Annotated in this window: 24 protein-coding genes and 1 pseudogene; 14 read left to right on the plus strand and 11 right to left on the minus strand. The window is 63.1% G+C overall.

The features are described 5' to 3' along the window. Window position 1 precedes the first annotated feature (1 nt). From E5W70_RS09630 to E5W70_RS09640, 3 genes are all read left to right on the plus strand, one after another. Window positions 2–763 (plus strand): ABC transporter permease, encoded by a 762-nt coding sequence (locus tag E5W70_RS09630; protein ID WP_292656992.1) that lies wholly within the window; start codon window positions 2–4, stop codon window positions 761–763. A 168-nt stretch (window positions 764–931) separates the two neighbouring features. Next, complete coding sequence (locus tag E5W70_RS09635; protein ID WP_292656908.1) at window positions 932–1,423, plus strand: MarR family transcriptional regulator; 492 nt, start codon at window positions 932–934, stop codon at window positions 1,421–1,423. Beyond that, window positions 1,420–2,100, plus strand: coding sequence for a GNAT family N-acetyltransferase (locus tag E5W70_RS09640; protein WP_292656911.1), 681 nt, complete (start codon window positions 1,420–1,422; stop codon window positions 2,098–2,100). The genes E5W70_RS09635 and E5W70_RS09640 overlap by 4 nt, the downstream gene beginning before the upstream one ends. Window positions 2,101–2,203: 103 nt before the next feature. On the opposite strand, the gene E5W70_RS09645 is transcribed toward E5W70_RS09640, so the two are convergent. After that, window positions 2,204–4,192, minus strand: coding sequence for a PhoX family phosphatase (locus E5W70_RS09645; RefSeq protein WP_292656917.1), 1,989 nt, complete (start codon window positions 4,190–4,192; stop codon window positions 2,204–2,206). Between the two features lie 199 nt (window positions 4,193–4,391). Here E5W70_RS09645 and E5W70_RS09650 point away from each other — a divergent pair, with 199 nt between their 5' ends. From E5W70_RS09650 to E5W70_RS09665, 4 genes are all read left to right on the plus strand, one after another. Then, window positions 4,392–4,730 carry a hypothetical protein gene (locus E5W70_RS09650; RefSeq protein WP_292656920.1) on the plus strand — a complete coding sequence of 113 codons (339 nt, stop codon included), beginning with the start codon at window positions 4,392–4,394 and terminating at the stop codon, window positions 4,728–4,730. A 14-nt stretch (window positions 4,731–4,744) separates the two neighbouring features. Continuing rightward, the gene (locus tag E5W70_RS09655) at window positions 4,745–5,446 is read left to right on the plus strand and encodes a phosphatase PAP2 family protein (protein ID WP_292656923.1); all 702 of its coding nucleotides are present in this window, start codon (window positions 4,745–4,747) and stop codon (window positions 5,444–5,446) included. A gap of 312 nt (window positions 5,447–5,758) precedes the next feature. Next, on the plus strand, window positions 5,759–6,028 hold the full coding sequence (locus E5W70_RS09660) for a helix-turn-helix transcriptional regulator (RefSeq protein WP_292656925.1): 270 nt from the start codon (window positions 5,759–5,761) through the stop codon (window positions 6,026–6,028). Between the two features lie 181 nt (window positions 6,029–6,209). Continuing rightward, complete coding sequence (locus E5W70_RS09665) at window positions 6,210–7,922, plus strand: SulP family inorganic anion transporter (RefSeq protein WP_292656928.1); 1,713 nt, start codon at window positions 6,210–6,212, stop codon at window positions 7,920–7,922. A gap of 13 nt (window positions 7,923–7,935) precedes the next feature. On the opposite strand, the gene E5W70_RS09670 is transcribed toward E5W70_RS09665, so the two are convergent. After that, entirely contained in the window at window positions 7,936–8,796 is an 861-nt protein-coding gene (locus E5W70_RS09670; protein ID WP_292656932.1) for an SMP-30/gluconolactonase/LRE family protein, read from the minus strand. Between the two features lie 115 nt (window positions 8,797–8,911). On the opposite strand from E5W70_RS09670, the gene E5W70_RS09675 reads away from it, so the two are divergent. Further along, the gene (locus tag E5W70_RS09675) at window positions 8,912–9,715 is read left to right on the plus strand and encodes a helix-turn-helix transcriptional regulator (protein WP_292656933.1); all 804 of its coding nucleotides are present in this window, start codon (window positions 8,912–8,914) and stop codon (window positions 9,713–9,715) included. Between the two features lie 126 nt (window positions 9,716–9,841). Here E5W70_RS09675 and E5W70_RS09680 read toward each other — a convergent pair. The 3 genes and pseudogenes from E5W70_RS09680 to E5W70_RS09690 all read right to left on the minus strand — a co-directional run bounded on the left by E5W70_RS09680 (window position 9,842) and on the right by E5W70_RS09690 (window position 12,100). Beyond that, a pseudogene (locus E5W70_RS09680) lies at window positions 9,842–10,641 on the minus strand (lipo-like protein). Window positions 10,642–10,682: 41 nt separating this feature from the next. Further along, on the minus strand, window positions 10,683–11,630 hold the full coding sequence (locus E5W70_RS09685; protein ID WP_292656936.1) for a CHAD domain-containing protein: 948 nt from the start codon (window positions 11,628–11,630) through the stop codon (window positions 10,683–10,685). Beyond that, complete coding sequence (locus tag E5W70_RS09690) at window positions 11,627–12,100, minus strand: CYTH domain-containing protein (protein WP_292656939.1); 474 nt, start codon at window positions 12,098–12,100, stop codon at window positions 11,627–11,629. The genes E5W70_RS09685 and E5W70_RS09690 overlap by 4 nt, the downstream gene beginning before the upstream one ends. Before the next feature lie 88 nt (window positions 12,101–12,188). Between E5W70_RS09690 and E5W70_RS09695 the strand changes: the two genes are divergently transcribed. Genes E5W70_RS09695 through E5W70_RS09710 form a run of 4 tightly spaced genes read left to right on the plus strand, consistent with a single transcriptional unit; the run spans window position 12,189 to window position 15,917 of the window. Beyond that, the gene (locus E5W70_RS09695) at window positions 12,189–12,905 is read left to right on the plus strand and encodes a CerR family C-terminal domain-containing protein (protein WP_292656942.1); all 717 of its coding nucleotides are present in this window, start codon (window positions 12,189–12,191) and stop codon (window positions 12,903–12,905) included. Further along, complete coding sequence (locus E5W70_RS09700) at window positions 12,902–13,855, plus strand: HlyD family efflux transporter periplasmic adaptor subunit (RefSeq protein ID WP_292656945.1); 954 nt, start codon at window positions 12,902–12,904, stop codon at window positions 13,853–13,855. Before E5W70_RS09695 ends, E5W70_RS09700 begins: the two co-directional genes overlap by 4 nt. Then, window positions 13,852–14,772 (plus strand): ABC transporter ATP-binding protein, encoded by a 921-nt coding sequence (locus E5W70_RS09705; RefSeq protein WP_292656948.1) that lies wholly within the window; start codon window positions 13,852–13,854, stop codon window positions 14,770–14,772. Before E5W70_RS09700 ends, E5W70_RS09705 begins: the two co-directional genes overlap by 4 nt. Window positions 14,773–14,780: 8 nt before the next feature. After that, window positions 14,781–15,917 carry an ABC transporter permease gene (locus E5W70_RS09710; RefSeq protein ID WP_292656995.1) on the plus strand — a complete coding sequence of 379 codons (1,137 nt, stop codon included), beginning with the start codon at window positions 14,781–14,783 and terminating at the stop codon, window positions 15,915–15,917. A gap of 17 nt (window positions 15,918–15,934) precedes the next feature. Here the strand turns inward: E5W70_RS09710 and E5W70_RS09715 are convergent, their stop codons facing one another. The 3 genes from E5W70_RS09715 to E5W70_RS09725 form a co-directional block, all read right to left on the minus strand. After that, window positions 15,935–16,588 (minus strand): glutathione S-transferase family protein, encoded by a 654-nt coding sequence (locus E5W70_RS09715; protein ID WP_292656949.1) that lies wholly within the window; start codon window positions 16,586–16,588, stop codon window positions 15,935–15,937. 92 nt (window positions 16,589–16,680) lie between these two features. Beyond that, window positions 16,681–17,658 carry a threonine/serine dehydratase gene (locus tag E5W70_RS09720; RefSeq protein ID WP_292656952.1) on the minus strand — a complete coding sequence of 326 codons (978 nt, stop codon included), beginning with the start codon at window positions 17,656–17,658 and terminating at the stop codon, window positions 16,681–16,683. Window positions 17,659–17,860: 202 nt separating this feature from the next. Further along, the gene (locus E5W70_RS09725) at window positions 17,861–18,178 is read right to left on the minus strand and encodes a hypothetical protein (protein ID WP_292656954.1); all 318 of its coding nucleotides are present in this window, start codon (window positions 18,176–18,178) and stop codon (window positions 17,861–17,863) included. A 181-nt stretch (window positions 18,179–18,359) separates the two neighbouring features. Between E5W70_RS09725 and mbfA the strand changes: the two genes are divergently transcribed. Continuing rightward, entirely contained in the window at window positions 18,360–19,343 is a 984-nt protein-coding gene (mbfA, locus tag E5W70_RS09730) for an iron exporter MbfA (protein WP_292656956.1), read from the plus strand. A 6-nt stretch (window positions 19,344–19,349) separates the two neighbouring features. Here the strand turns inward: mbfA and E5W70_RS09735 are convergent, their stop codons facing one another. The 3 genes from E5W70_RS09735 to E5W70_RS09745 form a co-directional block, all read right to left on the minus strand. Beyond that, the gene (locus E5W70_RS09735) at window positions 19,350–19,694 is read right to left on the minus strand and encodes an antibiotic biosynthesis monooxygenase (protein ID WP_292656958.1); all 345 of its coding nucleotides are present in this window, start codon (window positions 19,692–19,694) and stop codon (window positions 19,350–19,352) included. Beyond that, the gene (locus E5W70_RS09740; protein ID WP_292656963.1) at window positions 19,691–20,023 is read right to left on the minus strand and encodes an NIPSNAP family protein; all 333 of its coding nucleotides are present in this window, start codon (window positions 20,021–20,023) and stop codon (window positions 19,691–19,693) included. The genes E5W70_RS09735 and E5W70_RS09740 overlap by 4 nt, the downstream gene beginning before the upstream one ends. A gap of 98 nt (window positions 20,024–20,121) precedes the next feature. Next, window positions 20,122–20,337 carry a DUF1127 domain-containing protein gene (locus E5W70_RS09745; RefSeq protein ID WP_292656966.1) on the minus strand — a complete coding sequence of 72 codons (216 nt, stop codon included), beginning with the start codon at window positions 20,335–20,337 and terminating at the stop codon, window positions 20,122–20,124. Window positions 20,338–20,405: 68 nt separating this feature from the next. Between E5W70_RS09745 and E5W70_RS09750 the strand changes: the two genes are divergently transcribed. Beyond that, window positions 20,406–21,080 (plus strand): winged helix-turn-helix domain-containing protein, encoded by a 675-nt coding sequence (locus E5W70_RS09750; RefSeq protein WP_292656969.1) that lies wholly within the window; start codon window positions 20,406–20,408, stop codon window positions 21,078–21,080. The last annotated feature ends 1 nt before the right edge of the window (window position 21,081 follow it).

Consider the following 21,081-nt stretch of genomic DNA (forward strand, 5'->3'; position numbering starts at 1 on the left):
CATGAATCTTCATGCAGTATGGGCGATCTATCGGGTGGAGATGGCGCGCGCTCTTCGCACCGTGCTGCAGAGCATCGTTTCGCCGGTCATTTCGACGTCGCTCTATTTTGTCGTCTTCGGCTCCGCGATCGGCTCGCGCATCACCGAGATCGACGGCATCAGCTACGGCGCCTTCATCGTACCGGGGCTGATCATGCTGTCGCTGCTGACGCAGTCGATCTCCAACGCGTCTTTCGCCATATACTTTCCGAAATTCGTCGGCTCGATCTACGAATTGCTGTCGGCGCCGGTGTCCTACCTGGAGATCGTCATCGCCTATGTCGGGGGCGCGGCGACAAAGTCGATCGTGCTTGGCCTGATCATCCTGGCGACGGCCTCGCTGTTCGTACCGCTGACGATCGAGCATCCGTTCTGGATGCTCGCCTTCCTGGTGCTGACGGCGGTGACCTTCAGCCTGTTCGGCTTCATCATCGGCATCTGGGCGAAGAGCTTCGAGCAGCTACAGCTGGTGCCGCTGCTGATCATCACGCCGCTGACCTTCCTCGGCGGCAGCTTCTATTCGATCAACATGCTGCCCGGCATCTGGCGCACGGTGACGCTGTTCAACCCGGTGGTCTACCTGGTCAGCGGCTTCCGCTGGAGCTTCTACGGCAAGTCCGACGTTTCGGTCGGCGTCAGCCTCGGTATGACGGTGGTCTTCCTGCTTGTCTGCATAGCGATCGTCGCCTGGATCTTCAGGACCGGCTACCGGCTGCGCAACTGATCGACTGGCCGTGCCAGGCAAAGCAGCCTTATCGATCGACGTTTCTTTTCCGAAGGCGAAATAGGCCCTGCGCCTGTGCCTGGAGCCGGCGCTTGAACGCTCGGGCTTGCTTTTTTATGCATTGTTATATATCATGTTATCGATTTTTCGCACGAGACGAAGTGACCTATGGAAGACGTCATACGATCGCTTGGTTTCCTGTGCCTGGGCAGCAGGATGAAGCGTATAGGCGAACAACTGCAAGCGGAGGTGCAGCGCCTGCTCGACCGGCTGGATGTCCCGGTTCAGGCGAGCCAGTACCCGCTGTTGGCCGCGCTCGACAGGCTGGGCCCGCTGCCAGTCGGGGAACTGGCGCAATCGCTTGGCATCGCGCAGCCAGGCGTAACGCGAAGCGTCTCGCTTCTGGCCGAACTGGGATTGCTCGAAGTCAGTCAGTCGACCGATGACCAGCGGCGCAGGATTGTCTCCCTCACCTGGGGCGGCCGGCGGCTGGTCGATGTCGCAAAGCGCGACGTCTGGCCTTGCATCGAGAACGCCGTCGCGGATCTGTGCGCGGATCTTTCGGGGCCTCTTCTCGATCAGCTGGCTACCATCGAGGACGGCCTCGCCGCGGCTCCCCTCGACCATCGAGTAAAAAAGCCGAAGGATGCGGTGCAATGAGGCACCTGCTTGACCGCCCTATCTGGAGCGCGCTTCAGACGCGACATCGGGCCTTCGCGGAGGGTGACAACCTCGCGATGCGATATCGGCCGTCAATCGTGCCTTTCGCCGCCACCGGGGCGGACGACGCGGAAAGCCTGCAGGCGCTCGGAGAGCTTGTCTCCCCAGGCGAGAGTGTCATCCTGCTTCAGTCGGACGCCATTGCTCTGCCCGCCGGGCTTTCCGCGACTTCGACCGCAGCCGGAGTTCAAATGATTGCCGAGCAGCCATTGCAGATCGTCTCCGACCCGCGCGTGCAGTCTCTGACGCGAGACGATGCCGCTGAGATGCTCGCCCTGGCATTGCTCACCAAGCCTGGCCCATTCACGCTCGAAGCTTTGAGCCTGGGCGATTTTTGGGGTGTGAAAATCGAGGGCAGGCTTGCGGCGATGGCCGGCGAGCGCATGAAGCAACCTGGCTATACCGAAATCAGCGGGGTGAGCTCACATCCGGAATTTCGGGGCGGCGGCCTGGGCAAACTGCTGTCCCTGTTCGTGGCAAACCGGATAATGGCGCGCGGCGAAGTTCCCTATCTCCACGCCTATGCCAGCAACGCCACGGCCATTAGACTATACGAGTCCATTGGCTTCAGGTTGCGAAGCACAATGAATGTGGCCGTGGTTCAGCGCACCGAATAATTCGTCGGCGCATCATGCGCAGCATGGATGCATGCTGTATCCGGAAAGGAAGGATTTCGTATCGCCGAAATCCTTCCTTGAGACTGCAAGACCTTCCTGCGTGTCAGACCGCGATCTTGCCGCCACCTTGCCTGGTGATCGCAACGACCGCCGGTCGCACCGGCATGTCCGGCTTGAAGTCGGGCCAGCGGGTCGACAAATCCTCATAATAGGACGGACGGCCGAAAGCCTCCCAGTCCTCGCCACCGTCGCCGGGATGCTGGACGGCAACGAAGGCGGTCTGGTCGTCCGGCGCAAACAGCGGGCCGCACATTTCGGCGCCGATCGGCACGCGGAAGAACAGCTTTGATGTCGCCCGCGCCGGCCCTTCCGTGTCGACAGCCCACAGACCGTCGGTGCGGCCGGTGGCTTTCGGGCCCTGGCCGTCGGTAGCGACCCAGAGGCGGCCAGCCGAATCGACCGCGCAATTGTCCGGCATGCCGAACCAGCCATTGGCCGTGGTTGCGGTCGAGAAGGTGGCACCGACAGCCGCAACCGAGGGATCACCGCATTTCAAGAGCACCTCCCACTTGCCGTTGGTGGCGGCAAAATCGCCGCCGTCCTCGACGATCTCGATGATGTGGCCAAAGGCATTTTCGGCACGCGGGTTGGCGGCGTCGACCTGATCGGCCTTGCGCTTCGAATTGTTGGTCAGCATGACATAGACCTTGCCGTTGGCGGCATTGGGCTGGATGTCTTCCGGACGGTCCATCTTGGTGGCGCCGAGCAGGTCGGCGGCGCGGCGCGTCTCGATCAGCACGTCGGCCTGACTGGCGAAGCCGTTCTCCGCCGTCAGCGGCCCTTGGCCGAAGACGATCGGCAGCCACTCGACCGAACCGTCGTCGGCAAACTTGGCGACATGCAAGGTGCCGTCGTCGAGCAAATCCATGTTGGCGGCGCGATCGTCCGGGTTGAACTTGCCTGTGGTGACGAACTTATAGACATAGTCGAAGCGCTCGTCGTCGCCGAGATAGAAGACGACACGGCCGTCCTTGGCGACGATCGATTCAGCGCCCTCATGCTTGAAGCGGCCCATCGCGGTGCGCTTCCTCGGCACCGAAGTCGGGTCCTGGACGTCGACCTCGACGATCCAGCCGAAGCGGTTCGGCTCGTTCGGCTCCTTGCCGATGTCGAAACGGTCGTAATGCGCTGCCCATTCATAGGCACCTTCGGGAATGCCGAGGCGCTTGTAATTGGCGGCTTCCTTACCCTGCGGCAGCTCGCCCGAGAAATAGCCGTGGATGTTCTCCTCGGCCATGACATAGGTGCCCCATGGCGTGACGCCGCCGGCGCAGTTGTTGACAGTGCCGATGACTTTGGTGCCGCTCGGGTCGGCGCTGGTCTTGACGCGGTCGTGGCCGGCGACGGGGCCGGAGAGCGCGATCTCGGTGTTGGAGGTGATGCGACGGTTGAGCTTGCCGTCGCGAACGACCTGCCATTTGCCTGATACCTTGCGGATCTCGACGATGGTGCCGCCATGCGCGGTCATCTCGACGTCGACTTGTTCCTTGCTGAGAGGCGCCTGCTTGGCTTTGCCGTCGACAATGGTGACGAGGCCCGGAAACATCAGGTGCGGATTGGTGTATTCGTGGTTGACCACCAGCAGGCCGTGCTCGGCCGAGCCGTCGATCGGGATATAGCCGACATAGTCGTTGTTGTAGCCGAATTGTCTGGCCTGGGCCTCCGCCGACTGTTTTGTCGGATCGAATTCCGGCGAATCGGCGAACAGCGGATCGCCCCAGCGCAGCAGCACATCGGCGTCATAGCCGGGTGCGACGTGATGCTTGTCGTCGATGCCGGCCTCGAGCTCGTCGAAAGCGAAGGCGGAGCCTTCGGCGGCGCGGGCGTTGTCGGCGGTGATCAGCGCCAGTGGGCTGACGGTAGCGGCTATGGCCGAGACGGCAAGCGAGCCCTTGAGGAAGCCGCGGCGCGAGAACCGCGCGGCGATGATTTCACCCATGGTGCGGTTGTCGGTGGGATTGGCTCCTGGCCCGTCGTTTTCCTCGAGCAGGCTGGTGCGGAAATGGGCGTCAGGGGAGCGATGTTCGGTCATAGGGGCATGCCTCTGGCTGGATGGATTGCTGGAGCGTGTTGCCTGGCCAGTCCGGTATCGCCGGCAGGTCACAGTTTGATGACATGCCGGCTAATTACCACTGCGATTTCGTATCCAGCAACAGCCCCGCTTGACCGCGACCGGCGCTTCGGAAACAAGAGCTGCGGTGGGCGTAGGACTGCATCGGAAGGAACAAAAAGTGAGTTTCTGGGGACTTGGGCAGCTCTGCGTTTCGACGGTGATCTTCCTGCTGGCGGCGATGGCTGCCAAACAGTGGGGGCTGGCGCCGAGCCTCGGCAAGATCGTGCTGACGTTGGCGCTCTATTCGCTCGGCAATCTGATCATGCTGAGGCTGATCCGTGAATTCGGCATGTCGGTGTCGTTCAGCCTGTCAGCGGTGATCCAGCTGGTGTCGGTGAATGTGGTGGCGCTGGTCTTCTTCGGCGAGCGCGTCAATGCCTTGCAGGCGACCGGCATTGTGCTTGCCATCGCAGCTGTGGCGCTGATCTCGCTCGGGCCCTATCTACAAAGGCTGTAACTGCGATCGGGCCGATGATGAAGACCGCAAGCAGACTGCGCAACTGGCTGGAGTTCCCGGTTCTGCTGGCCGGGCTGATCATTGCCGGCGGGCTGTGGGGGTTCGAGGAGCTGATGGAGATGGCGCGGGCCACCACGCCGCATGCCTTCGATACCGAAATCCTGCTTGCCTTCCGCAAGGCCGGCCAACCCGACAATCCGATCGGACCGGCGTGGCTGGAAGGAGCGATGCGCGACATCACCAGCCTCGGCAGCGCCAGCGTGTTGGTCCTGATTACCGCGGCAATGATCGTCTATCTGCTCCTCATACGCAGGCCAGGCGCGGCGCTTCTCATGTTCGTCGCGGTAGCGGGTGGCCAGGTCCTGTCAAGCGTGCTCAAGTTCGATATAGACCGGCCGCGCCCCGATCTGGTCTCGCATCTCGCCGACGTGGCATCGCTTTCGTTTCCGAGCGGCCACGCCATGCTGTCGGCGGTGACATATTTGACGCTGGGCAGCATGGCGGCGCGGTTTTTGCCCGGGCGGACAACGAAGATCTATGTGCTCGGGCTGGCGGTGCTGACGACGGTGGTGGTCGGCATCAGCCGCATCTATCTCGGCGTCCACTGGCCGTCCGACGTAATGGCCGGCTGGTGCGCCGGCTTTGCCTGGGCGATGCTGTGCTGGCTTGCGGCCCGGTTCCTGCAGCGATGGCTCGGGCGGGCCGGCGGCACCTGACTCATGTCAGTCGATTTGCGGTCAAATCAGCCTGTTGATCAGACCATGGCCGCAGCCTGCCAGCAGGAAAACCATCGACAGCAAGGCTGTCGAGGTCGCCAACGCTTTGAATATCTTCACCTGCTCATCCTTTTTGAGTCGTCGCCTGTGAAATCGGGATCGCAATGGATGTCCCGCCAACCGATGCCGTAGCATGCTAGCGCATCGGCTGGCAAAGAGTGCTGCATGTTTCACATATGCAAGATGATGCTTGAACCATCATAATGAAGGTATTATACGTGATACTGCAGATTCAGACGGGGGTTTTGGCCGATGATCACTGCCGCGCAGATGCGTGCCGCGAGGGCGCTGGCCGGCATCGATCAGAAGACGCTCGCCGAGCGCGCCGGGGTTTCGCTTCCAACCATTCAGCGCATGGAAGCGAGCGACGGCGTGGTCCGGGGCGTGGTCGATACGCTGATGAAGGTCATCCAGGCCCTTGAAGAGGCCGGGGTCGAGCTGATCGGCGAGAACCAGGCGAGCGAGCGTGGCGGCAGGGGCGTTCGCCTCAAGCCTGTCACGCCGCAGAACCCGCAGGGCTGACGGTACTGCCGCATCGCCGAAAATCAAATTCGATTTTCGGATAGTCCGATGCGCCGTTCAAAAGTGTTGGAGCGTATCTGTGCGCCCATTTGGACGCACGCCGCTCCAAGTCGCGACGGCGACCGCCGACAGTCCTGCCGACGATCCCGCCGCCTCCTTGGTTTCATGGGGAAGGCACTCGATGGATCAGACCCGGCGGGCAGCGCATCAACCGGCACGCCCGACATTTTCCGAACTGTTCACGCCGAAGCTGGTGACGGTGTTGCGCGAGGGCTATACGCTCGCGCACTTCAAGGCAGATGCCATTGCCGGGCTGACTGTCGCCATCGTAGCGCTGCCGCTGTCGATGGCAATTGCCATTGCTTCAGGCGTGACGCCGGAACGCGGGCTCTACACCTCGATCATCGGCGGCTTCCTGGTCTCGGCGCTTGGCGGCAGCCGTTTCCAGATCGGCGGCCCGGCCGGCGCCTTCATTGTGCTTGTGGCTGCGACAGTGGCGCGGGTTGGCGTCGACGGCTTGCTGCTGGCGACGATGATGGCCGGCCTGTTCCTGCTTGCCATCGGCTATCTCAGGCTTGGCACCTACATCAAGTTCATCCCCTATCCGGTGACCGTCGGCTTCACCGCCGGCATCGCCGTCATCATCTTCTCCGGCCAGATCGTCGAACTGTTCGGGCTGAAGCTCGCCGGCAAGGAACCGGGGCCGCTGGTGCCGAAGCTGATGGCCATCGGCGAGGCGGCCGGAACGATCAACCTCGCGGCAACCGCGGTGGCGGCATTGACCATCATCACCATTGCGCTGTTGAAGCGGTTTCGGCCGAAGTGGCCAGCTATGCTGATTGCCATCGGACTGGCATCCCTCGTCGTGGCATTGCTCGCCATGCCGGCCGAGACGATCGGCACGCGCTTCGGCGGCATCCCGCGCAGCCTGCAATGGCCGGCCTTCCCGCCGCTTAGCCTCGACAGGATAATCGACGTGCTGCCGGACGCCATCGCCTTTGCGCTGCTCGGGGCGATCGAATCGCTGCTGTCGGCCGTCGTCGCCGACGGCATGACCGGAAGGCGGCATCGCTCCAATTGCGAGTTGGTGGCGCAAGGCTTCGCCAATGTCGCCTCCGCTCTGTTCGGCGGCATATGCACCACCGGCACCATTGCCCGCACCGCGACCAATGTACGGGCCGGCGCGCATGGACCGGTCTCAGGCATGATGCACTCGGCCATCCTGCTTGCGCTGATGCTGGTGGCAGCACCGCTGGCCAGCTATATCCCGCTTGCAGCACTTGCCGGCGTGCTGGCGGTGGTGTGCTGGAACATGTTCGAGAAACAGGCCTTCGCAACCTTGCTGCGCGCCTCGCGCGGCGATGCGCTAGTGCTGATGGCGACGTTCCTGATCGTCATCTTCCGCGACCTGACTGAAGGCATCGTCGTCGGCTTCGTGCTTGGCTCGATCCTGTTCATCGACCGCATGGCCAAGAGCATCGCGATGGAGGCGGACCATCAATCCTTGGTGCAGGAAGACGTCGCCGACCGCGCCAGTGCTTATGATTCCAGCGAAGCGAGCGATGCCGACACCGTCGTCTACCGGATATCGGGCGCCTTCTTCTTCGGCGCCGCCTCGACCGTCGGCACGGTGCTGGACCGCATCGCCGACCAGCGCAAGAACTTCATCCTCGACTGCTCGGCGGTGCCGTTCTTCGATTCGACGGCGGCCAATGTCATCGAGGGCGCGGCCCACAAGGCGAGCCGCGCCGGCGTTCGGTTCATTATATCAGGCGCTTCACCGCAGATACGCCGCATGCTGATCAACCATGGCGTCAAGCGGCCGCTGGTGACTTATGCCGCCTCGATCACGGATGCGCGGGCGCAGCTGAAGAAAGCCGCGCCCGCCGCCTGAGCTGATGGCTGGCTTAGTCGAGGCCCAACGCTGCGACTTCGCCCTCATTCATCAGCGGCACGAAGAGGGTCGACCTGCCGTCGGTGCCGATGTCGGCGCTACCCGGCTTGAACGTCGCAACCACTTGCGGCGTGCCGCCGGCTTTGTAGCGGTAGAGCGTGCCGGTCATATACGCGGTGGCGTAGATGCTGCCGCCGTTGGCAACGACGCCATCGAGGTTGGCAAACTTTTCCGCGCCGGGCAGTGGCGAAACGGCCTTGGTAGCAAGATCGACCGAGAGCAGGCCGCCCGGCTCCGCGGTGCTGAAGTCGGGCTTGATGCCCTTGCCCCAGGAAGCGACGATCAGCCGGCCGCCATCGGCGAAGATGCCATTCGGCGAAGCGAGCGAAGCATCCTTGACGAATAGTTCCGGCCGGTCGCCATCGATGCGATAGATCGTATCGGCAAGCATATCGGTGACGTAGACCTTGCCGGATGCATCAGCGGTCATGTCGTTGAGGAAGACGGCGTTCGGCACGTCGATCGTCGACGCTAGCTTGCCGCTTGCGAGATCGACGACGCGCACATGGGTGAGGTCGGCGACGTAGAGTTTGCCGCCGGCAATCGCCATGCCCTTGGGCGCGTCCATGCCGTCGGTCCAGTGTTGCGTAACCATCTTGCCGTCCATCGACAGGATCGACAGATAGCCGTTGCCGTCGGCTTCGCCGGGATTGCCGACGATGTTCGAGATGATGATGCGTTTGCCGGCGGCATCGAACAGCGCCGATTCCGGTTGCTCGAGGCCGCCGGTGCGCCAGAGTTCAGCGGCCTGAACTGCCGGCGCAGTCGCGATGCCGACGATGGCGAGAAGTATCGGTGTGAAGAGGCTTTTCATGGCTAGTCTCCTGTAATGGACTGGCGGAGAGCTAGGCCTTTCGATACTTTTCGGGAAGATCTATCAGGACTAGTACCGAAGGCTGATACCAAATCGTGCAAACGAGGTGCATCCCATGAACGGCCTGATCTTCGAAGCGCTGAAGCGGACGCTTAAGGCCAAGGGCGTGACCTACCGCGTCCTTGCCGAGCGGATGGGTGTTTCCGAGCCGACGGTGAAACGCATCTTTCATGAGCGCAACTGCAAGCTCGACCGGTTGATGGAGATCTGCACTGCCGCCGGCGTGGAGTTGGAGAACGTGCTCGGCTCTATGAACAGAGGACCAGGACCCGCCAACCAGATCGCGCCGGAGATCGAGCGCAAGCTCGCCGGGCGGCCGGCACTGCTGTTCGTCTTCGTCATGCTTTCCGAGAAATTCACTCCCGAAGGCATCATGCGCTCACAAGGGCTGAGCGAGGCTTCGATCTTCCTCTATCTGCGCGACCTCGAGGAACTCGGCCTGGTCGCGCTCGGTCGCGGCCTGTCGGCAAGGCTGCTGGTCGAGGCGCCGATCCAGTGGAATTTCGACGGGCCATTGCGGCCGCTGTTCGAGATGACCAACAAGAATTTCATCGGCTGGGCCATCACCCATCTTGAGCGCGAGGCGACATTCGTCAGCTTCTCCAGGCGGATGCGGCCGGAAACGGCGGAAATGGTCAGGCGCGAGGCGGAGGAATTGGCGGAGCGCGCCAAATTGCTTGCTCATCACGACCAGCACACGACGCCCGAAGACGGACTGGTCGGCTACAAATGGACGTTTGCGTTCGGCGCAACGCCGTTCCCGGTGATCATGCCGATCGGGCCACATCCGCGCGACGCAGGCGCGCGGACGGACGATCGAGTTGCGGCCGCCGCAAACGGACGGCGTCTGCCGGCCTAGGTCAGAATGCAGAACGACCGAGTCCGGGCTGTTGGCGGCAGCCAGTCTGACTGAGGTTCTTACCCCTGAGTATCGGCCGCAAACCGGTTTCTCGGAGGGCCCATGCTCAACCACAAGATCGAGCGGCTATTCGGCGGTCTTGTTCGCCGCCACCTTGTCATCCCAGACCATCTGCCGGTAGTCGAAGCCGTATTCCAGCGTCGGCTTGACGATGCGGAAATAGGGCGACAGGTCGAAGTCGCGCGGCGTGTAGAGCGAGTGATGGCGGATGTGCAGGATTTCCCTGCGCGAATAGCTCGACTGGGCCGAGGCACGGCCGGGCGCCCGGGTAATCTCGGGTAGGATCGGGTAGCGGATCTGGCCGTAAGCCTCCGCGATCAGCGACGAGCAGATGGCGCGCGTCGGGTCGCCGGAACCGAAAGCCAGCATGCGGCGGCGCCAACGCACCGGTACCGGCGGCGTCGGCAAGAAGTAGCGCAGCATGTCGAATATGTTCTTGAGATCGTATCTGAGACCGAGCCTGCCGATCATGAAGGCGACGACCGTGTCGCGATCTTCGGGAGCGAGGCCGCTCGCCCGGCAGATGCGGGTGTTGTAGCTGCGGTAGCGCGACAACGGCACGGCGATGCAGCCATCGCCGAGCGTGACCTCGATCAGGCGCCGCCGTTCCGATCCGTCCTCCGGCTCCGGCAGCGCATCCCCGACATAGAAGGCGGCATGCGACCAGGTCGACGGGTGAGGTATTTGATCGCCGCCGAGATCCTCTGGTTGCCTTCGATGAGCAGGATGTCGCCGGGCTCGAGCGTGCGGCGCAGCGTTTCGGCGTCCGACGGCGTGTAAGGCTCGTAGCCGGACGATTCCTCCTGCAGCCGGCCGGCAAGCCAGCGGCCAAGTCGGTCCAGAAGCGTGTCGCCGGGCTCGGTCATGCCAGACGGCGATTACCACAGGGCGGCAAATTAGACCATGATCAGCCCACGCCAGGCGCGCCGGCGTCTTCGTGCTGCGGTACCGCTGTGAGATCGTCGCGCACCTTGCGGGCAAGCTTCCTCGTCGAGCGCTTCGGACTGTCGCCGAAAAGCCCGGCCGCCTCGGCGAGGCAGGTCTTTTTCAGGCTCTTTTCCGAGTGCTTCAGCAGCTTGGCAAGCAACCGCGTCTCCTCAGGGGGGCCGAGCGGCTGGTCCTCGGCGTCGAGAAGCGCGCGCATAACGAACACATCGTGCAGTTCGCCAAGCCGCTCGCCCAATTCGTCGACGGCCTTGCGCCGCGTCTTGATCGGCGTCGGCCACAGCCTGCCGAGCAGCGACAGATGCATGCCGTGCGTCTTGGCCGCCTTGCGCAGATCGTGAAAGTCATCGGCTTCGCCGCGCGAAGCCGCCTTGTCCAGCGCTTTCCTGGCGCGGCGCAAAGTGATGCGCGCGCCTTCGGCAAGCACGTCGGCAGCCTGCTCCGGCTGGTCGGGCAGAGCAAGCGTGTCGATCCGGGCGACACCTTCCTCGCAAGCGGAAATCGCCGCGCCTATCGCAGCATCGAGGCCTGCTCCGCCATGCAGTTCATGCTGGCGCGCGACGAGCCTGTCACGCACGGCACCGAGGCCACCGCCGGCACTTTGCTCGGGAAAGCTTGCCGCCAGCCGGTCGATTGTTTCGACCAGCGCGGTCGCCTCACGCGGACCGGCAAGCAGGGCCGCCACCTGGCGGTAGCACTGATTCTCGGTCCCGCAGAATGTTTCGTCTCCGGAACGGACAAGGCGCAGCAAGGCGCGGACGTTCTTCAGCCGTTTGCGGCATTTGTGCAGCCCCTGTTCGGGCCTGTCACGCGCCGCGTTCAGATGGTCGATCGCCTTGCCGATCTCATCGGCGAGGATGCGCCTGACCTCGCCGGTCAGCGACATGCGCGGATCGATACGAAAGCTCATGCGACGATCTCCGGAATCCCCCCAAGGGCGAGCGACGCGTTGTAATATCTCGGCTCGCCGGTGACTTCACGGCCGAGCCAATCTGGCAGCATTTCGTCTGGTACATCCTCCGGCGTCTCGAGCTCGGCGATCACCAACCCCGCAAGCGTCCCGCCGAAGACATCGACTTCGTAGAGATAGCCGCGGTGTCTAACATGGTGGCGTGTCTTCTCGATAACATGTCCGATGGCAAAGGCCTGCATCTCCTGCGCCTCCGCCAAAGGCACCGGATATTCGAATTCATCGCGCTTGCGTGCCTGGCTGCCGAACTTGAGCGTCAGCTTGGCGGCGGCGTCATCGCTGATGCGCACACGCACCGTGCGGCTGGGTTCGGCGACAAGATAGTATTGACGGATATGAATGTCCGCCTCGACCATTGCCCGCCATTCCTCACCTGAGACCAGGAATTTACGCTCGATTTCCTTGCCCATGGCCGGGCACTAAAGCGTGCACGGCCAGAGTTGGCAAGCCGCTTGACCGCACTTGACTTTAATCATTCGATTGATTAAATGGTCGGCCATGATCAAATCGCCCAGTGCCAGCGGCCTTCCTCATGAGGCGCCCAAGACCGCCGCAGATATGACGCGGACGGCACTCGTGCGCGCGGCCCTGAAGCTGTTCGGACGCCAAGGTTTCGACGGCACGTCGACGCGCCAGATCGCGGCTGAGGCCAAGGCCAATATAGGCTCGATCGCCTATCATTTCGGCGGCAAGGAAGGGCTCCGCAACGCGGCGGCCGACTACATCGTCGACACCATCCAGACCGTTGCCGGGCAGGCGATCGGCAATCTGCAAGCGCCGCCCGCGGCATTGGCGGACACCGAGGCCGCGCGAGCACATTTAGCCGTCGCACTGGAGCGGATGGTCGCGTTCATCGCGGCAAGGCCGGAAGCCGGCGAGATTGTGCAGTTCGTCCTGCGTGAGCTGTCGCATCCAACCGCCGCGCTCGACCGTATCTATGATGGCGTGTTCGAACCGGCGCATCACCGGCTCTGCCTGATCTGGGAACAGGCGACGGGCGAGCCGGCCGAGAGCGAGCTTACAAAACTCACGGTATTCACGCTGATCGGCCAGGTCGTCTACTTCCGCATCGGCCGCGAGGCAGTTATGCGCCGGATGGGCTGGCGCGAGATCGGCGATGACGAGGCCGGCAAGATCGCGGCAACAATAACCGACAATCTCAGCGCGATCCTAGCTCGGCGCGATTTGGCTGTCCGGAAGGATCGTGGATCATGAGCCTGCTCTGTTCTTTGCCACTTGCCGCCCAGCTTTTCAGCGCCTGCGCGCCGGCAGCACCGCTCGCCGTCGGCTACGTCGAGGGCGATTATGTGCTGCTGGCGCCGATCGAGGTGGCGCAGGTCGAGACGATTGCGGTCAAGCGCGGAGACCGCGTCGCGCCCGGCACGCCTGTGGTGACGCTGGAAAACGCCGACGCCAAGATCGCGATCGCACAAGCCGAGGCGGCCCTTGCGCAGGCCCAGGCGCAACTTGCCGACCTGCAGGTCGGCAAACGGCCGGAAGAGATCGCGGTGCTCAAGGCGCAGGTCGACATGGCCAAGGCGCAAGCCGCCGACGCCAAACGCCGTTACATCCGCGCCAGTGATCTGTTCAAACGCGGCACCGGCACACAGGCCGACTACGACACGGCTTCCGCGACGCTGGAGACGGCCAACGCGCAGGTCGGCCAGGCGGAGGCCAATCTCGCCGTCGGCGGCCTGCCGGCACGACCGGAGACGATCAAGGCCGCCGACAATCAGGTCAGGCAGGCGCAATCGGCCCTGGAGCAAGCGCAATGGCGGTTGTCGAAGCGCGTGCTGACGGCTCCCTCGCCCGGCCGGGTCAACGATGTCATCCGCTATCCAGGCGACACGGCCGGTCCGACCGCGCCGGTCATCTCCATGCTGCCGGACGGCGCGGTGAAGCTCAGCGTCTATGTGCCGGAAAGCGCGTTCTCGTCGGTCGAGGTCGGCACGCTGCTCAACGTCCATTGCGACGGTTGCGGATCGGGCGTGAAGGCTCGCGTCAGCTATGTGTCGCCGGATCCGGAATTCACGCCGCCGGTGATCTACTCGCTCGAGACCCGGCAAAAGCTGGTCTATCTGGTCGAAGCGCGGCCGGAGGGCGACGCCAGCGCATTGCAGCCCGGGCAGATCGTCGACGTCGATCTGGCGGACATCGGAAAATGAACGTCATCGACGTGCACGGCCTGGTCAAACGCTTCGGCGACAAGACCGTTGTCGACCATGTGACGATGACGGTGGCCGAGGGCGAGATCGTCGGCTTCCTCGGGCCGAACGGCTCAGGCAAGACGACGACCATCCGCATCATGTGCGGCTTGCTGACGCCGGATGAGGGTGAAGGCACGGTCCTGGGCTTCAACATCCGCACCGACAGCCTGCGGATCAAGCGCGAAGTCGGCTACATGACGCAGAGATTCTCGTTCTACGAAGACCTGACGATTGGCGAGAATCTCGAATTCGTGGCGCGGCTCTACCGGCTGAAGCCGCTCGACGAGCATGTGGCTAAGACGCTTGAGGAGCTCGGCCTGACATCGCGCAGGAACCAGCTGGCCGGCACCTTGTCCGGCGGCTGGAAACAGCGGCTGGCGCTGGCCGCCTGCATCATGCACAAGCCGAAACTGCTGCTGCTCGACGAACCGACGGCTGGCGTCGATCCGAAGGCTAGGCGCGAATTCTGGGACGAGATCCACCGGCTGGCGAGCGGCGGGCTGACCGTGCTGGTCTCCACCCATTACATGGACGAGGCCGAGCGCTGCCATCGCATCAGCTACATCTCCTATGGCAAGATGCTGGCTACCGGCACGGTCGAGGACGTGGTGAGGAACGCTGGCCTGACCACCTTCGTCCTGCAAGGGCCGCGCCTCGACCAGGTCGCGACCGCACTCAGTGGCCGCCCCGGCGTCGATCAAGTGGCGCCGTTCGGCGCGACGCTGCATGTCGTCGGCTCCGACAGGAAGGCGCTTCAGGCAGCGCTCGCCGATGTCGAGAAAGAGCACAAGGGCGTCACGGTATCGCCTGGCGAGACCAGCCTGGAGGATGTGTTCATCCAGTTCATGTCCGGTTCGAAGGACAACATGGGATGAAAAATGGGATAAATAGCGTCTTTTCCTTTGCCAGGCTCGGCGCGCTGCTGATCAAGGAGTTCATCCAGATGCGGCGCGACCGCATCACCTTCGCCATGATGCTGGGGGTGCCGCTGATGCAGCTGGTGCTGTTCGGCTATGCCATCAACAACGACCCGAAGAGCCTGCCGGCAGCGCTGGTGGTGATGAGCAGCGATCCTTACACGCGGGCCATGGTTTCGGCGCTGCAGACCACCGGCTATTACCGCTTCGACCATGTCGCGCAAAGTGCCGCCGAAGCCGAATTCCTGATGGCGCGCGGCGACGTCGCCTTCGTCGTCACCATTCCCGCCGATTTTGCCCGACGGGTCGAGCGCGGCGATAGTCCGCAGATCCTGATCGAGGCGGATGCGACCGACCCGGCCGTCGCCAGCGGCGCCATCTCGACGCTCGGCACCGTTGCCAACCAGGCGCTGCTCAGGGCACGCGGCATGCAGGAGACGGCGGCCGAAGCTGCCCGGGGCCAGCTCCAGGTGGTGGTGCACCGGCGCTACAATCCGGAAGCCGTCTCGCAATACAACATCGTGCCCGGCCTGCTGGGCGTCATCCTGCAGATGACGATGGTGATGATGACCTCGATCGCGCTGACGCGCGAGACCGAGCGCGGCACGATGGAGAACCTTCTGGCGATGCCGTCCAGCCCGCTCGAGATCATGCTGGGCAAGGTGCTGCCCTATCTGGCGGTCGGCGCCGTGCAGGTACTGGTGGTGCTGGCGGCCTCGAAGCTTCTGTTTGCCATCCCCTTCACCGGGTCGATGTCGCTGCTGTTGACGGCGGTCCTGATCTTCGTCTTGGCGCTGGTGCTGCTCGGCTACACGATCTCGACAATCGCCCGCACGCAAATGCAGGCCCTGCAGCTCACCTTCTTCTTCTTCCTGCCGTCGATCATGCTGTCCGGCTTCATGTTCCCCTATCGCGGCATGCCGGACTGGGCGCAGGTCTTCGGCGAGGTGCTGCCGCTGACGCATTTCCTGCGCATCATCCGCGCGGTAATGCTGAAGGGCGCCGAGCTGCCGGCGGTGGCAACGGAGATCGGCTGGCTGGTGGTGTTCGTGGCGCTGTTCGCCGGCATTGCGCTGGTGCGGTTCCGCCGGACGCTGGATTAGGGTCAAATGATCGAGATTCACACGGCCTTGGCCTGGCCCGGGACCGGTGTCAATTCAGGTGCATTGAGCCCTTCGAAGGGATCGCGCCAGGCGTCGATTTCTTCAAGCTGCCGATACCAGCGGCCGACAGAAGGATAATCATCGAGAGGCAATCGAGCGACGTCGTTGAAGGGCAGAAACGTCGCCATTCGAAAGTCGGCGTAGGAGACCGAATTTCCGACCAGCCATTCTCGCTGGGAAAGCTCGGCATCAAGTATTACAGCGGCGGTACTGAAGTCCCTCAGGCCCTCCTCAACCCGCGCCTGATCGATCGGGCCGAGCCCATAGCGCTGTTTGGTCCCGCGTTCGAAATGCACGACATCGCAGGCTCTTGCGAAGTTCTCTTTCCCCCAACTCAGCCATCGGATCATCTCCGGCTCGTCGTCGCCAGCGCGCCAGAAATCCGAATGCATGTCGCGTGAAAGCCGGCAGGCTATGGCGTCGGCCTCCCAGAGGCTTTTTCCCGAACCTACAAGGATGGGCAATGAAAGATTTGGATTGAGCGGCCGAAATCGCTCGGCCTGCCCCGGAGCGAAGGGAGAGGCGAATTCAAACTCGACCTTGGCGTTGAGATACCGTGCCACCGCGACCGCGAGGCGAGGATTGGGATTGCGGCTGAAGAACAGTTTCATCGATCTCAGTCTTTGAAGGGTACCGGTTCGACCGGGCGCAACGGAGGCTCAAGCACCTCGAATCGGCACATGACCTGGAACTGGTCGCTATCTTAGCCGGCAGCAATGATCTCGGCATAGGTGCTGAGATCGACATTGCCGCCGGAGAGCACCACGGCAATGGATTTCCCGGCAAGGTCGATCTCGCCTGACGACAGCGCGGCCAAGCCGACGCAACCGCCGGGTTCGACGACCAGCTTCAGACAAGCCATCGCGTCCCGCATCGCCTGTGCCACCGCCCTGTCGGAAACGGCGATGGCGCCGGCGAGGTTCTTGCGGTTGATCTCGAACGTGATCGCACCCGGCTCGGCGACGAGAAGGGCATCGCAGATCGAGGTGTGGCCGGGCGCGTTCGACACCCTGGCGCCTTTGATCAGCGAGCGGCGTGTGTCATCGAAATGCTCGGGTTCCACCGCCCAGACGGCGGTGCCCGGCGAGGCGTCCTTGACCGCGATCGAAATGCCGCTGCTCAAGCCGCCACCGCCACAGGGAACCACCACCGCATCGAGGCTGACGCCAAGCGCTTTTGCTTGGCGTATCAATTCGAGGCCGATCGTGCCCTGGCCGGCGATGATGGCTGGATCGTCGTAGGGCGGCACCAGGACCATGCCCTTTTCCACGTAAGAACGGACGACGGCAGTGCGATCGTCGCGGACCCGGTCGAAGGTGATCACTTCCGCGCCCATCTTCCTGACATTGCCGACTTTCATCGCCGGCGCATCGGTGGGCATGGCGATGACGGCCTTGACGCCGAACATCGCCGCTGCGGCGGCAACGCCTTGCGCGTGATTACCCGAGGAGAAGGCGACGACGCCGCGGGCGCGTTCTTCCGCCGAGAGCGAGGAGAGCTTGTTGTATGCACCGCGGAACTTGAACGAGCCGGTGCGCTGCAACGTCTCCGGCTTGAACAGGATCCTGGCGCCGAAGCGCTTGTTCAACTCCGGCGATTCGATCAGCGGCGTTTCGACGATCAGTCCGGACAATCGCACTGCTGCGCTGTGAATATCGGCGATGCCGGGAGGGGTGGTCATGGCTAGGTCCTGCAAGAGATGAGACCGCCTATGGTGCACGGAAAGGGAGGCCGCGCACCAATGAAAAAATGTGACGGTTACAATTCGTCCTGGAGGCAGGAGTAGGGCGTGACTGTCACCGACCGCCTCCTCGGCCCTCCGCCATACATTCGTCGTTTCAATCGACAAATCGTTGCGGATTGACCGGCTGGCCGGCCGCTCCTCACCCCAACAGCGTCTTTTGCCGTTTGGAGCCGCCCATCTTGCGCCAGGTGTTGAAGCGGTGGGTGGCGGCGGCGAAGGAGATCTTCATCTGTTGGGCGACCGAATAGCGCGACTTGCCCTCGTCGAACAGCCGGTAGCAGCACTCGACGCCCTCCTCGGTCAACTTGCCGTCGGGAGCCTTGTTGTGCGGATTGGCGGGATCGAATTTTTCGACCTGCTGCTCGACCAGGCCTTTCAGGCGCTGCAGATCCGCCTCAATATTAGCGATCAGGTCGAGAACCGGTTTGGGATCAAACGGCTGCTGTTTTTCCGGCATCTGCGGGTTCCTTTCTCTTGGTTGAGATTCGGTTATATAAGTGAACGTTTGCCGATAGCAAACGGCAACCTGTTCGGGATTTTGAAGCCTGTACCTTTTGAGCATGAGTGGAGCGCACACGATTGACCGGCGACGTGCAAGATCATAGTTTAGAACTATTCTAAACTAGGGTGAATTTCTCATGCTTTCCCGCGTTTTCGGCTTCGGCCGCCGTCCCTTTGAATCGCTCTCGGAACAGGAGATCCTGGCGCTCGCCATCTCCTCCGAGGAGGATGACGGGCGCATCTATCGCGCCTATGCCGACGGGCTGTCGGAGAGTTTTCCGCAATCGGCCAAGGTGTTCGAGGAGATGGCGGAGGAAGAGGATGGCCATCGCGATTCGCTGATCGAGCTTTACCGCAAGCGTTTCGGCGAGCGCATACCGCTGATCCGGCGCGAACATGTGAAGGGCTATTACGAGCGCAAGCCGGACTGGCTGGTGAGGCCGCTCGGCATCGATCATGTGCGCAGCCAAGCCGAGGCCATGGAGCGGCAGGCCTACCTGTTCTATATCGAGGCGGCCAAACGCACAGGCGATGCGTCGACGCGAAAGCTGCTCGACGACCTGGCAATCGCAGAACAGGGCCACGAGACACTGGCGCAGCGGCTGGAGCAAAAGCATGTGCCGGGCGCGGTCAAGGACGAAGAGGCGGCAGCCGAGCAGCGCCAGTTCGTCCTGACCTACGTGCAACCGGGGCTGGCCGGGCTGATGGATGGGTCGGTGTCGACGCTGGCGCCGATCTTTGCCGCCGCCTTTGCCACGCATGATACGTTCCAGACCTTTCTGGTCGGGCTTGCCGCTTCGATCGGCGCTGGCATCTCGATGGGTTTCACCGAGGTGGCTTCCGACGACGGCAAATTATCGGGCCGCGGCTCGCCGGCAAAACGCGGGCTGACCGTCGGCGTCATGACGACGCTGGGCGGGCTCGGCCATGCGCTGCCCTATCTCATCCCGCTTTTCTGGACGGCGACCATTGTCGCCGCCGTGGTGGTCTTCTTCGAGCTGTGGGCGATCGCCTTCGTGCAGAACCGCTACATGCAGACGCCATTCTGGCGCGCCGCCTTCCAGGTGGTGCTGGGCGGCGCGCTGGTGTTTGCGGCAGGGGTGCTGATCGGGAATGCATAGCGGTCCCTATCCGTTCACCACCCGGCTATCTGCTGGCGCCTCGGCGCGTTCGGTCAGGCCGTAGTCGCGCACGACATCGGCGATGCGCAAACGATAGTCCGCAAAGATACCGCCGCGCCCGGCCTTCTGCGCCTGCCGATGTTCCTGCGTGTTGCGCCAGGCCTTCACCGCGTCCTCGTCGCGCCAGAAGGACAGCGACAGGATGCGGTTCGGATCGGCAAGGCTCTGGAAGCGCTCGATCGACAGGAAACCGTCGATGCCGTCGAGCAATGGGCGCAGGTCGGCGGCGATGCCGAGATAGGCATCGCGCATGCCCGCCGCCGGCTCAACCTCGAAGATGACGGCGATCATGGCTTCACCAAAGGAGCATGCGGCCCAGAGGCCAGCTTGAGGAAGATGCGGTCCTCCTTCAGGATGAATTTTTCCCGCCGGGCGAACTCGTAATTCGCCTTGCCGGCGGGATCGGCGGCGAGCCGGGCGCGGTAGGCTTCGTAGGCCGCAAGATTGTCGATGTTGTAGGCGGCATAAGCCGTGGTGGCCGAGCCTTCGTGCGGCGCGAAATAGCCGATCAGATCGGCGCCGCAGCGCGGGATCGCCTGCCCCCAATTGCGGGCATATTCCTCGAACGCAGCCTTGCCGAACGGATCGATCTCGTAGCGGATGAAGCAGGTGATGGTCATTTTTCGCCTCCTTGGCGGTAGATGTTTTCTTGCGGTCACAGTTCGAGCCAGGTCGAAACGTTCCGAAGATCGATATGCTAGGCAAATTCGCTGGCCGGTCAGGTTTGCCAGAACGATTTCGCGCATTCGCGGCGGACGTCTTCGGGTGTCAGGCCAAGGTCACGCAGTAGATTATCGTCGATCTCGGCGAGGTCGAGACGCTGCGAATAACGGTCGTACCACCGCTTCAGGAGCCGCAGCCGCAAGCGGCACAAGACAAAGAACGGGAACGGCCGGCGAGCAGGCACGGCGCTGAGAATGGTCCTTGCAGGCATCGTTGTCTCCTTGATTTGCATCGAGATTAATGCTTATCTGACGAGGATGCTTCGATGAGGAACGAACTATGCGCGAAGGCCCCGACATAGCCCGCATTGCCAGCCTGGTGGGGGATCCGGCGCGGGCAAACATGCTGTCCGCACTGATGGGCGGCACGGCACTGACGGCGAGCGAACTGGCACTGGAAGCCGGCGTGTCGCTTCCAACAGCGAGCTCCCATCTGTCGAAGCTGATGGAAGGCGGGCTGCTGACGCTGGCGAGCCAGGGGCGGCACCGCTATTACGGCCTCGCCGGCCCGCAGGTGGCGGGAATGATCGAAGCCATCACCGGCGTTGCCGCCGCGGTCGGGCCGCAGCGGGTGCGACCCGGCCCTCGCGACGCGGCCATGCGCGTGGCGCGAGTCTGCTACGACCACCTCGCCGGCGAGCAGGCGGTGGCGATGCTGGACCGTCTTGTCGCTCGACAAGTGCTCCTGCGCGACGACGAGGAGATTCAGCTTGGGCCGTCGGCCGACTCGCATTTCGCCGCGATCGGCATCGACGTCCATACCAAAGCGCGGCGACCGGTGTGCCGGGCCTGCCTCGACTGGAGCGTGCGGCGTTCGCACCTCGCCGGCACGCTGGGCGCCGCCATTCTCGACAAGATCCTCGCCGAGAAATGGGCACGGCGCGAGAAGGACAGCCGTGCCGTGATCTTTTCACCGATAGGCAAGCAGGCCTTCGAGAAGACGTTTCTCGCCTGAC

It is taken from the genome of Mesorhizobium sp. (assembly GCF_005063415.1).
Lineage (GTDB): Bacteria > Pseudomonadota > Alphaproteobacteria > Rhizobiales > Rhizobiaceae > Mesorhizobium.